The 13168-nt window shown below is 29.0% G+C and carries 10 protein-coding genes and 1 other RNA gene; 2 read left to right on the top strand and 9 right to left on the bottom strand.

Annotated elements, in window-relative coordinates:
• Positions 1-20: 20 nt before the first annotated feature.
• From IPH62_11495 to IPH62_11470, 6 genes are all read right to left on the bottom strand, one after another.
• Positions 21-1058: a hypothetical protein gene (locus IPH62_11495; protein ID MBK7105896.1), complete on the bottom strand. Its 1038-nt coding sequence runs from the start codon at positions 1056-1058 to the stop codon at positions 21-23.
• Positions 1059-1668: 610 nt separating this feature from the next.
• Positions 1669-2316, bottom strand: a complete 648-nt coding sequence (locus tag IPH62_11490) for a replication-relaxation family protein (GenBank protein MBK7105895.1) — start codon at positions 2314-2316, stop codon at positions 1669-1671.
• A 197-nt stretch (positions 2317-2513) separates the two neighbouring features.
• Positions 2514-2869: a transfer-messenger RNA gene (ssrA, locus tag IPH62_11485) on the bottom strand.
• Positions 2862-3410 (bottom strand): cob(I)yrinic acid a,c-diamide adenosyltransferase, encoded by a 549-nt coding sequence (locus IPH62_11480; GenBank protein ID MBK7105894.1) that lies wholly within the window; start codon positions 3408-3410, stop codon positions 2862-2864. Before IPH62_11480 ends, ssrA begins: the two co-directional genes overlap by 8 nt.
• 2 nt (positions 3411-3412) lie before the next feature.
• The gene (locus IPH62_11475) at positions 3413-4480 is read right to left on the bottom strand and encodes a hypothetical protein (GenBank protein MBK7105893.1); all 1068 of its coding nucleotides are present in this window, start codon (positions 4478-4480) and stop codon (positions 3413-3415) included.
• Between the two features lie 13 nt (positions 4481-4493).
• Complete coding sequence (locus IPH62_11470) at positions 4494-5867, bottom strand: dipeptidase (protein ID MBK7105892.1); 1374 nt, start codon at positions 5865-5867, stop codon at positions 4494-4496.
• Positions 5868-6019: 152 nt separating this feature from the next.
• Between IPH62_11470 and IPH62_11465 the strand changes: the two genes are divergently transcribed.
• Together IPH62_11465 and lptG are read left to right on the top strand one after the other, a co-directional pair.
• Positions 6020-7381: an LptF/LptG family permease gene (locus tag IPH62_11465; GenBank protein MBK7105891.1), complete on the top strand. Its 1362-nt coding sequence runs from the start codon at positions 6020-6022 to the stop codon at positions 7379-7381.
• On the top strand, positions 7326-8450 hold the full coding sequence (lptG, locus tag IPH62_11460) for an LPS export ABC transporter permease LptG (protein ID MBK7105890.1): 1125 nt from the start codon (positions 7326-7328) through the stop codon (positions 8448-8450). Before IPH62_11465 ends, lptG begins: the two co-directional genes overlap by 56 nt.
• Before the next feature lie 89 nt (positions 8451-8539).
• On the opposite strand, the gene IPH62_11455 is transcribed toward lptG, so the two are convergent.
• Genes IPH62_11455 through IPH62_11445 form a run of 3 tightly spaced genes read right to left on the bottom strand, consistent with a single transcriptional unit; the run spans position 8540 to position 13098 of the window.
• Positions 8540-9982, bottom strand: a complete 1443-nt coding sequence (locus tag IPH62_11455) for a hypothetical protein (protein ID MBK7105889.1) — start codon at positions 9980-9982, stop codon at positions 8540-8542.
• Positions 9979-12033: a hypothetical protein gene (locus IPH62_11450; protein MBK7105888.1), complete on the bottom strand. Its 2055-nt coding sequence runs from the start codon at positions 12031-12033 to the stop codon at positions 9979-9981. The genes IPH62_11455 and IPH62_11450 overlap by 4 nt, the downstream gene beginning before the upstream one ends.
• 18 nt (positions 12034-12051) lie before the next feature.
• Complete coding sequence (locus IPH62_11445; protein MBK7105887.1) at positions 12052-13098, bottom strand: T9SS type A sorting domain-containing protein; 1047 nt, start codon at positions 13096-13098, stop codon at positions 12052-12054.
• Positions 13099-13168: the final 70 nt, after the last annotated feature.

Genomic DNA, 13168 nt, shown 5'->3' with positions numbered 1-13168 from the left:
CTAAAAATTTAACTGGGTTTTTAATTTATAAATTTTTGATGCTCAAAATCATGAGAATTAGAATCTCTAGCAATATTATTCGAAATTTTATTATTACTAAAAATATTTTCAATTAAAAAACAATTTGAACAATATAGCCCTCCATTAGTCGAACCGCTATTATTCATAATTACTGAATCCTTCAAAAGAGTAAATTCCACATTAACACTTTCCAATGGATTTATTGATGTATTTCTAATTATCATACCTCCGCAAAATTCTTCGGAATAATTATTCTGAACAAATAATTTATCTAAAATAATTGTACCTTTATTTATTGAAATACCTCCGGCAGAATCAATACTTTTATTTCCATCAATAACTACATTACTTAAATTTGAAACTGTGTTTTTATTGAATGAAGGATTATAAATTTCTATGCCACCGGTTCTAACTCCCTCATTATTACAAACAATACAATTTCTCATCTCCAATATACCTTTGTATACAAACATTCCTCCACCACTTTCAGCTTTGCCATTACTAATAATAACATGATCTAACAATAAATTTCTACCTTTCGAAAATATATTTCCGCCCCTACTTTTTTCCTTTTCAAAGAAATAAGATTTTTCATCTCGAGGATTTTTCGAAGACCCATTCCCTCCATGAATAACAACATATTTAAGAAAACTTTTAATCCTTATGTCAATCGAATTTTCAACAAAAGTAATATTCTTCCATTTATCACCAGTAATTACAACAAGATCCTCTGCATTACCTTTAACTTCTAAACTTCCTAAAACAACTATTCCACAAGACTTACCAAAAAATAACTGAACACCAGCTTCAATAATTAATTTACCTTCATCCAAAACAATTAAATCATTATTTACAAAATATTTTCCTCTCTCAATAACTACTGAATTTCTGATTATGGATAAATTTAATTTTTTAATTGGTTCAGCAATTACACTCACAATTTCAGAAACAATTACCTCTGCTGAATACTGAAAAATAGATTTAGTTTCAGTTAATGTTTCTATCTTATGAAAGACATTCATTAGCAAATTATTCATTTCCTACTCACGAAATATTAGAATAAACTAATTACAATTCATTTAAACTTATTTTTTTTATAATCAACAAATAAACTATTTTATTCTTCTAAATCAATAAAAATCATGACTCATTTATATATATAGTCGACTTAACGAACTCTTTATAACTGATTGTTTTATATAGGTTTAAAAGGATATTAGGTGTTCGTTAAATGTACTGATTTCACATACTTAACGTACTTTTTTATGTATTAAATGTACAATTTTGAGGGACTTAACGTACTTTTTAAATGACTTAACGAACAAAAATTTGTTGAATAATTTTGAGAGAAATGATTTTATTATGTTCTAATAGATTTGAAATATTATTTAGGCTGGATAATTCTTTCTTCAAAATTTATCGTTGGACCAAGAATAGATTCTTGCGGTATTGATAACTTTCCTCCTCTTGACCATATTCTTCCACCCAATCCTTTCTCAAACATTTCGTATTGATCAGCTACCCAAACGAAATCATTTGAGCTATCAGAATTTATAAAATTCGAAATACTTACTTTTCTTTTTGTTGTGTTTGTTAAAATAAGTAACCTAAAACCATTAAAAATTGTATTCCATTTTTTTTGATATCTCAGATATTTTTTTGACTGAAAATGAGCTTGATAATTTTGGATTTTGGTTGCAATACTGTTTGATTTGAATCCTTGATTCTGAAGTGATTCGGTTCCATATCAACTTCTAAAAAGAAAAGTAAACTCTTATTTTGTTTTTCACTTTTTATATAAAAAACTCCATCGGGAATTAATGTAACACTTGAATTTTCTAGCGATAGATTTTCAGTTATTAAAGGTTGTCCATTTTTGTTTAACGGAATAAATGGTGTTGTTGATGAAATAAATTCAGTTTTAATATTTGAGCATTTACTTTCGATTTTCTTTAACAATATTCTAAACCAATTTATTAATAACTCATGTTCAATGTTATAAATTTTATCAGTTATAAATCTTTCAACTGGAATTTTGCTATCAATTAAATTTTCATTTTGAAGAAGTTTAACTCCTTTCTCGCTGATTGAAATAATATTTTCCGGACGACCATGATTTTCTGAAGAGTATCTTTGTTTTAAATTTACCAGATAGTGCTTTGAAAATTTTGCGATTTTTTTTTGAATGATTCTTCTCCCGGAATTATTTATCAATGCCAATTGATCAACATTAAGAATATTATATTCACAAATTTGTTTTAATAAGAAGAAATCTTTCTTTGTAGTAATTAACATAATACTTCATTTTTAATTGAAATGTTTTTCATTTTGTAAGTGGTTTTTAGAATGAAATGTTTCAAAAAAATAGTTACTTATTTTTTTATAAATTAAATGTTTTATGAAATGATTCTATAACTGTTTAATTGATTTTAACCAATAAATTGTAAGAATAATGTAAGAAATGTCTGTAAGTTATTGTTTTTATTGATATTTGGTGGAGGTGGCGGGAGTTGAACCCGCGTCCGAAGATACCTTTCAGTGAACGTCTACACACATAGTCTGTTATTTAAATTTCGAAAACCAAACCCAAACAAACATGGTTTTAATTTTCTATCACTGTAAAAGTTTCGCTTCATCTACCAGAGAACTCGAATCCACTAGTGCACCTAACAGCGTTCATCCTAATTTCGGCGCACACAAATTAGGCGAACGGCTACTTAATAAATTAAGCAGCTAATGCGTAGTTATAGTCGTCGTCTCGACTTTGTCCCGTCGTTTAACGTGTCTACGGAGAACACGGTGCGCAGTTCAAAGAACAAATAACCCCGTCGAAGCCAATTTCACCCCCGGGTTTTCCAAACTATTTCTGGTGTTGATGTAACAAAATTTTCATAGCGAGCTAAAACAAATAACAAATCAGAAAATCTATTTAAGTAAACTAATATATTATTATTTATATTTTCTTTTTCTTTCAACTCAACAATAATTCTTTCTACTCTTCTGCATATTGTTCTTGCAAGATGAAGATAAGAAGCCGATTTATTTCCTCCGGGTAAAATAAAATTATTTAACGGAGGTAATTTTTCATCAAACTTATCAATCAAACTTTCCAAATATTTTATATCATCTTCCGATGTTTTTTTGATGATATCGCTTTTTACATTTTCCGGTGAAGCAAGTTCCGATCCGATTTGAAATAATGTGTTTTGAATTTTTTCTAATTCATATTTAACTTCAACACTAATTTTATTTGCTATAGCTATTCCAATTACTGAGTTCAACTCATCAATTGTTCCGTATGCATTTATTCTAATATTATTTTTCGCAACCCTTGTTCCGCCGAATAAACTTGTACTTCCGTCATCACCAGTTTTAGTATATATTTTCATTTTTAATCTAATAATCGTATTGTAAATTTTTGATCTAAATTTTCATTCAACATTAATTCAATCTCTGTATTTTTTTCAATAATAGATTTTTTAAAATATCCTAAACCTTCAAATTTATTCTGCTCAATATTTTTTGTTAATGTTGTTATTGTACAAATTATTTCTTTTTCCGAATTTATTAATTCTGCAGGCAAATTTATATTATTTGAATTTATTGTAAATCTTTTTAATTGCTTTTGAACTTTATCGTAAGTCTCTAATCTTGCAATTACTTCTTGACCAATATAGCATCCTTTTGTAAAACTTATTTCATTTGTAAGGTTTGCTTCATGCGGATTATATTTATCTGTAATTTCTCTTCCGCCCTTTACTACTTTGTTAATTACTCTATATCTATCAAACGCATCTTCACCAATCATTTCTAAATCAAATACACTTTTGTGATTCAACAAATAATCTAAAAGTTTTTCTGAGTTCTCTATTTGAGTTATTAACCAATAAATAATTTCTCCGCTGAAAGCTTTTTTCTTTAATAAATATGCGGTTGAAAAATCAATCTCAACTTTGTGAAGTTTATTATTATCAAGTTCATCAACTTCTTTTCCGCAAATTAATGTTAAGTAAGATTCAGCTTGCGGACCAATAATATCAAGTATCAAAAACTTATTTGTGAAATTTTCTAACTTTACATCTTCCGTTATTATATATTTGTCAATCCATCTTGTAAGCATTGAATCATTAAATTTGCTTCCAACCAAAAAATATTCTTCTTCCAATCTTATTAAAGCAGTTCTATCAATCAATCTTCCTTTTTCATTTGTAAACAAAGTGCTTATGTAATGAAATGGTTCTAAACCAATTACATTATTTGTTGAAATTCTTTGCAGAAAATCTAAAACATCTTTTCCGATTAATTTTAAAACTGCAGATTCCGATCTGTTGTAAATTCCAACACCGTATTTAATTGCATCATTTTCAACTTGCAATGATGTATAAATTTTAATTGTTCCATCATCCGCAAAAATCAAATTCGTAAATCTATTTTTAAAGTATGAATATATTTGACTCAATTTGCTTTCCTAACTATTTTTTTAATTGTGAAAATTCTTCAAAAAAGTATGCTGAACTTAATACACCAAGTTCAAAACTTTTTAAACTAAAATGCTCATTGGGTGAATGTATATTATCGGAATCTAAACCTAATCCCATTAAAATTGCCGGAGCTTTAAGTTGATTAACAAAATCAACAACTATTGGAATTGATCCGCCTTCTCTTGTGTACACAGTTTTTTTGCCAAATGCTTTTTCCGTAGCTTTTGATGCAGCTTTGATTGCCGGATCATCAAGCGGAATTACAACCGGATATCCACCGTGCATATCAGTAACTTTTACTTTCACACTTTTTGGCGCAAGTGATTTTATATAATTTGTAAATTCTTTTGCAATATTTTTTGGATTTTGATTTGGAACTAAACGCATACTTATTTTTGCCGTCGCTTTTGAAGGTAATACAGTTTTGGCTCCTTCGCCCGTAAACCCGCCGAAAATTCCGTTACAATCTAAAGTTGGTCTTCCCCAAATTCTTTGCAAAGTATTAAATCCTTTTTCACCTTGTAATTCACTTACGCCTAATTCTTTTGCATATTTTGTTTCAGAGAATTTTAGATTTTTAATATTTTCATTTTCTTTTTTTGTAAACGGAAGAACATCTTTGTAAAAATTTGGAATTGTAACTTTTCCATTTTTATCATGAAGTTGGCTGATAATTTTTGCAAGCTCATTTATTGGATTTGCTACTGAGCCGCCAAAACTTCCGGAATGTAAATCTTTATTCGGACCAGTAATTTCAACTTCCATATAACTTAATCCGCGCAAACCATAATTAATTGTGGGAATTCCTTCTGCGTATAAACTTGTATCCGAAATTAAAACAGCATCGCACTTTAACAAATTTTTATTTTGTTTTAAAAATTTTTCTAAACTTTCACTTCCAATTTCTTCTTCACCTTCAATTAAAAATTTAACATTTACCGGAAGCTTTTGTTCAGTTTTCATAAAAGCTTCAACACTTTTTATGTGAACAAAATTTTGTCCTTTATTATCATTTGCTCCACGAGCCCAAATTTTTCCATCTTTAATTATCGGATCAAAAGGATCAGACTTCCACAAATTTATTGGATCAACCGGCTGAACATCATAATGACCATAAATTAAAACTGTTGGTTTCCCCTGTGCGTTTAACCATTCGCCATAAACTAATGGATGACCTTCGGTTTTGAATATTTCAACTTTTTCCATTCCGGCATCTTTAAGTTTAGTTGAAACAAATTCCGCACAATTTATCATATCTTTTTTATTAGTACTTAAAGTAGAAATACTGGGAATTCTCAAATAATCTTTCAATTCACTGATGTAATTTTCTTTATTATTCTTAATATAATTAAGTACAGCTTCCACAATTTCTCCTTATTATTAAGATGTAAAAACACTGGCTAAACTTAAGAAAATCTTTTTAATTATGATAGAATTTATAATAAGCGAGTTTACAATTCATAAATAAAATGTGGAAAAGATTATTTATTTTTGATAAATAATTATTATTAATGAAAATGATTTTATTTCGATATATATCAAAAAATTTACTGCTGCCTTTTTTATTTGCATTGTTTACGTTAATGTCAGTTTTCATACTTCAATTTTTAATGAAAATTGCCGATAAGCTTGTGGGCAAAGGTTTAAGCTTTATTGTGATTTCAAAATTAATAATTTACAGTTTAAGCTGGATGTTTGTTCTTGCTGTTCCGATGGCAGTTTTAATCGCAACACTTATGGCTTTTGGAAGCATGGCACAAAATAATGAAGTTGCAATTATGAAAGCATCCGGAATTAGTTTATACAAAATGATGATTCCGCCATTTATAGGAAGTATCTTAATTGCATTTCTATTAATTCAGTTTAACAATAATGTTTACCCCGAAGCAAATCATGCGTTAAGAGTTTTAACTCAAGATATATCAAATCAAAAACCAACATTATCTTTAGTGCCGGGAGTTTTTTCTCAAGAAATGCCAAGATATTCTTTATTGGCGCGCGAAGTAAATCCGGAAACTAATGAATTGAAAAATCTTACAATTTATGATTATTCATCTGCTCAAAGTTATAATGTTGTAACTGCTCAACGCGGTGAAATTTATTTTACAGCAGATAAAAGAAAATTAATTTTAAATTTGTTTGATGGAGAAATTCATACATCAAATATTAATAATTTGAAACCATATAGAAAATTGGAATTTAAGAATCACACAATTGCAATGGAGGCAGATCAATTCTCGCTTAGAGAATCTGCGCTTGGCGGAAGACGCGGCGATAGAGAACTTGGAGCTCCGGCAATTTTAGCATTGGCTGATAGCATCGGAAAATTAAATGAGATAGAAATAAAACATCTCGATAAACAAATTACTTCTGAATTTTTAAAGGATACAACTCACTTTTCAAGTATTGAAAAAAGAAATAGAAATTATAGAATTAGCCTTTTTCATGTTGAAGATAAAATTAGAGCGACAAAAAATTTACTTTCGCCGGTTCTAAGAAGAATTGACTCAAATGAAAAAAGAATGAACAGCTATTGGGTTGAAATACACAAAAAATATTCAATTCCTTTTGCGTGCATTGTGTTTGTACTTATTGGTGCGCCGCTTGGAACTATGACGAGAAAAGGAGGATTTGGTGTTGCCGCCGGAATTAGTTTGGGTTTCTTCCTTATTTATTGGGCTTTTTTAATTGGCGGAGAAAAACTTTCTGATAGAGGTTTACTGTCTCCATTTTTGGGAACTTGGACAGCCAACATTGTTTTAGGAATTCTTGGAATTATTTTAGTTAGAAAAAGTGCGCGTGAAAGAGTTGAACTTAATTTAGATTTTCTCAAAAAATTTATTCCCAAAAGTTGGAGAATTAATTCTGAAAATAATTGATAGATATATTATTAAGCAATTTATTCAAACTGTACTTTTTGGTTTGCTAACTTTCACATTAATATTTGTTGTAATCGATATGATGGAAAAGTTGGATGATTTTATTGACGCAAACGCACATTCGAAAATTGTTATAGAATATTACATAGTTTTTATCCCGGAAATAATTCGATTAATGCTTCCGGTTTCCGTATTGTTAGGCGGACTTTTCACAGTTGGTAAATTATCAAATCAAAATGAACTTACGGCAATTAAATCAAGCGGAGTAAGCTTTTACAGATTCACATTGCCATTTATGTCAACTGCATTACTAATAAGTTTAATTGCAATTTATTTTGGCGGATATGTTGTTCCCGAGGCAAACAAACAAAGGATTTTTATCGAGCAAAATTATCTTAACAAAAATATGATAAGTTCCGGAAGCAATATTTATTTTCAAGATTCTGCAACACGAATTGTAACGATAACTTATTTTAATGTTAAGATGGGAAAAGCAAATAGAGTAAGCATTCAAGAGTTTGATGAAAAAGATATCACGAAAATGATTTCAAGAATTGATGCACAATCAATGAGTTTTGATTCGACTAAAAATATTTGGCAATTGAATGAGGGCGTACAAAGATTTTTCTTTGGCGGGAAAGATTCTGTATTCAATTTTGAAAAATTGGAAGTTGGTTTTCTAAGTTTTACTCCTGAAGAAATATTACAGAAACAAAAAATTCCGGATGAAATGACTTTGGATGAATTAAAAAAATATGCTTCGGAACAGCTAAATGCCGGAACTGATCCGACAAGAATTGAAATTGAATATCATTCAAGGATTGCTTTTGCTTTTGCAAGTTTTGTTGTTATAATGTTTGGATTAACAATTTCAGCCAATAAACGTAAGGGCGGAACGGCAATTCAATTTGGAATAAATGTTTTGCTGACTTTTGTTTATTTGGTATTCATGAAAGTTAGTCAAGCATTTGGTAAGAACGGAGTTTTTAATCCTTTAATTACCGCTTGGCTTGCAAATATTATTTTTTTCTTGGCTGGAATTTTTAATTTGATAAGAATTAAAAAATAATTTTAATAGAGTATTTATTTTAAATCTACGAATATCCTAAAAAATCTGTGTTATCTACGTTTTATTATTTTTATTTCATCTTTTTCTTTTCAAAATTTCCATCTACTTGACATTGCAAAACCTAATCTCTTCGCATTGTTTCCATCAAATAAAGAATGAACATATGAAGTTGCAAAATCAAAATCAATTAAACCGGAATTAAATCCAAGTCCGAAAGCCCAATTAAATCCGTCAAATCCGCCAACTGAAACACCGCTTCTTACATTAAACCAATTCCACGGAGACCATTGTGAGCCTAATGAAAATCTTGGTTCCAATGAATTAGACGGCATTTCGTTAAATCCTTGATGATAATTAAATTCAACTAATAATTTACCGGGAAAATTTCCTTTTAGAAATTTATCCACTTTCAATCCCACACCAATTTTCATTGCAGTTGCCAGACTTGTAGAAAATTCATTTATAAATTTTCCTTCACCGGTAATTGCTTCACCTAAAGAATCTAAAAGTGTTTCATCTGTAATATCTTCTAATAAGTAAGATGCAGAAGAAGAATATTCAATTGCTTCTTTATTCCAATTTATACTGCCTAAATCCGTAAGCGCAAAAGCTATTGACCAAGCATTATTTAATTCAGAGTGAAAACCCAAATCTACTCCAAAGCCAGTTCCGGCTGGCTTATTAAACAATCCAATATTTTTCTCTTTTTCTACATCATCATCTTCAAAATCATATTTAATTCCAAAACTGGGAGAAGCTGCCATTAACATTTTAGAATCGCCATTTACTTGAATATTATAATTATTCAGGGTTTGTAAAGTTGTATTTATTTCATCAACACCGGCATAGAAAAATCCATGAACCATTTTTAAAGTTATACCAGCACTGAAAGATTTAAATGCATCCGGAAATAGAAAGGATAAATCCTTAGCATAAGAAAGTGTATAATTTCTCAAATACCAAGATTTCAAATCCATGTCTTGCAAATCAAAAACTTTTTCAGTTTCATTGCCAAATAAAACTAATTCAAAAATTTGTTTGGGAAGACTTACATTTGCGCTAACCCAATCCTGTATTGAAAATGCAAAAGCTCCTAATTCTTTTGATGGATAAATTGATGCCGAAAAAATTGTTGTTCCAAAATTAGAATTTATCATTGATCCATTTTCAAACAATCCGAGAAATTTATTTTTCTCTGCGTCGTCTAAATATTTTCCAATAATTTGTCCTGAGCCGTTTTCTTCGCCGGTAAAATAATATTGGTAATCATCTAAAGTTATAAAATCATTCCCTGCAGAAATATTTAAATTTGGAAAAGGTAAAACTGTTGAAATTTCTATTGAGTGTTCTTGTTCCAAAACTAAATTTGCGGGATTAACTCCAATTGCATAAACTCCCGTAGCGGATATTGCATTTGTTCCCGCTAAGGAAATATTTTTTGCATCAACTGATCCATAAGAACCAAATCCTTGTGCAAAGTTTCCGGAAGAAATTATTAAAGTTAATGTTAGAATATTTATTAAATTTTTCATTCATCTACCTCATTAAAATCAGCTTTAAAACTTGTTTTGGCTTTTATGCTAAAATTAATTTTATTCGATGTTCTAAACTTTACATTTTCTCCGGTTGTGTTTGCAGTATCAAACGAAAACATAATTTTCATCAAAGGATTTTGAATGAATTTAATTATATCTTCATTGTAAAGTTTAAGCACTTGTTCTGATTTTCCGGAACTTAAAACTTCGCCGTCTTCAGACATAACCGGTTTGGGAATTTCCAAATACGAAAGATTATTATTCGATGTTGGCAATTGTAAAATTTCATTATAATTAGAATCAAGAACTACCGCTGTAAATAAAATATTTACCGGAATCGTATTTTCAACATTAAATGTAATTTCACCATAATTTACATTATCAATATCATCATCATTAAGATCGCCAAGTTCAATATCGATAGTATCAACAAACGTTCCGGCTGATATTCCAACATTTAACGGAATTTCAAATTTTAAATCACCAAAAAGAGAATCTTCCGAATTTATTGTTCCAATTTCATAATTAGGATTTACAATTCCACGACCAACCATTTTAAAACTATCCGGCAAATCTTTTGTATATCCGCTCAATAATGATGAAATATCAACACTAACTCCATCATTTGATGGTAATAAAATATCTTCTAAAGCTATTTCTTTTGAAGCACTTCCGTTTGAAGATGAAATTGAACCATTTATTTTAAATTTAAGATTTGATGACGAACCTAAATTCAAAAATATTTTTGCATTTTTAAATATTGCCGATTGAAAATCTAAGTTGTTATCAAAATCACCGAAGTCTAATTTAAATCCGCTTTCTTTAATATTGAATGGAGTTGGTTTTAATTTTCCGGTAATTGATTTCAATACAATTTCATCAAAACTAAAATTGAATGAAATGCTGTCATTTTTTGTAATTGTTGATAATTCACCAGTTGAATCTGTAATTATTTCATACGTATAAGTTAATTGATTTGTAAGTTCACCAGGATTATTAGAAACAATTTTCCATCCGGACATACTGCTTATATCAACATTTTTATTTTGTTCATTTCTATGTAAGGGAACATTTAAAGAATATTTATTATTGTCTGCATCCAATAAATTATCAAATGTTATTTTAGCATTTGCATTTACATCCATATTATTATTAAAAACCAAACTTGCGCTTCCATTTTTAATTTCGGCTGTTTCAATAAAAGTAGAATCATCTAACTCAATTGATTTTGTTGATTCAATATATTGAATTGGCAATGGCGCAGTTGCGGCTGATATTATGAGATTATCAAAAAGTGCTAAAATTGTTGTTCCGGATTCTTGTGGAATTACAACTTCAACACCACTGCTTCCAATACTGTAAATTGTTCCTACATATTCAAGCTGATTTGAAACTTCAACATTTATTAATGGAAATTTTAATGAGTCAATTTGGTATTTAGGAATTCTAACCCAATTATCAATTGTATTTGTTCTTTCAGCAATTATACTTTGATCAATTTTATTTCGTATTATAATTCCTTGAAGTACAATATCAACTGGGAGATTATTAAACATAATTAACTTAAGTTCACCTTCATCAAGAAATATTTTTTCAACTGTTTTAATACCTTCAATATCAATTGTTACATTTCCTTCTTGTTCAGGAAACACTTGTGTGGAACCGCTTGTAACATCTTCTGCCCACTCTTCTACTCTAATATTTGTTGCCGTTGGAATTGGAATACTTACTTTTAATGCTCCAAGTTTCTGTGAAAAATTTGATACAGAAGAATTTAAATATATTTGATTTTCTATTTTTGCTGAATTTATTGGCTGCTCATCTCCAAAATAAATTAATCCTAAAGATTCCGGATCTTGCGAAGATTTTAAAAATGAACTATCTTTTTCAACAATTTCTAATAACGTAAATTCTTTTTTAGTAATTGGAATATTTAAATCTACATCCCAAGTTGGACTAACAAATTCTCCCGGTTTATCAAAGCATGCATTTAAAAATAATGCTGCTAATAATGCAGATATTTGTAAACTATTTTTTTTAAGTTTCATTTAACTTGCCCTAAAATTTTATTTTGTAAGAATCATTTTTCGCGTAAATCTTAAATCATCAACTTGCATTGTATAAAAATAAATTCCGCTTGTAATTCCTTTATTGCCGATTAAGGAAGATGAATTAAAAGTTATTTCATAATTTCCAGATTGTTTTCTTTCATTTAATAATGTTGTAATTTCTCTGCCAAGAATATCATAGACTTTTATTAAAATATTTGAAGTAAAATTTGTTCTTGTCTGAGGAATTGAAAATTTAATTTTTGTACTTGGATTAAATGGGTTTGGATAATTTTGATAAAGTTCAAAATTTTGTGGAATTCCTTCCAACTGATTTATTTTTATTCCGGTAGTTGTATCAGTATTTGGATTTACAATTGTTCGTTTGCGCCCGCCGCCAATGCGTGAAAGATGAATTGCTTTAAATTTTACCGAATCTTCTGTTTCAAAAGTTTGAATTCCTTCTAAGTTCCAATCATCAACTTTTTTAGAATTTATTGTCTCTTCTTCTAAAAATGCAAATGCTAAACTATCATTAGTTCCTATTCCGGTTAGATTTAAAAAGTTCTTTAAATAATCAGATTTTGGAAGAGAAAAATTTGCATGAAATCCTTCGTTAAAATAATAACTTGCTTCTTCGGGATAGAAATTAGAATCCGGCAATTCCCAAATTCTTATTTCAAAGTAAGAGAATAATGTATCATCATCAATGCCTAAATTTAAATATGTATTAGCATTTTGTTCTAAATTCCTAATAAAGATTTTCATAATTATATCATTATCTAATGCGCCATATTCTAAACTAAAAATTCCTCCGGTTAATGCATTATATAAATCTTGATACATTGAAAAATCGATTGGACTTGACGGAAGTACGGTTTCCGGAATTGTAAATCCTTCACCTTCTTTAAATGAACCTTCGTCAACTTTTGTATCAATTGTGCCGAAGCTCACTGGTTTCTCTAACCACAAACTATAATTTACATGGTTGGAATCCTGCGCATATATTAATAGATAAGAAAAGTTAAGTAAAAATAAAAATGTAAATTTTACTGATAATTTCATTATTGTCCTCAAAGATGTAAATATTACCGATATTCAATTAAAAGGAATAATATCAGAAGTCAAGTTTTGA

Source organism: Ignavibacteriota bacterium, from assembly GCA_016708125.1.
In the GTDB taxonomy this organism is placed as follows: Bacteria; Bacteroidota; Ignavibacteria; order Ignavibacteriales; family Melioribacteraceae.
This window is presented reverse-complemented; position numbering and strand designations above follow the sequence as displayed.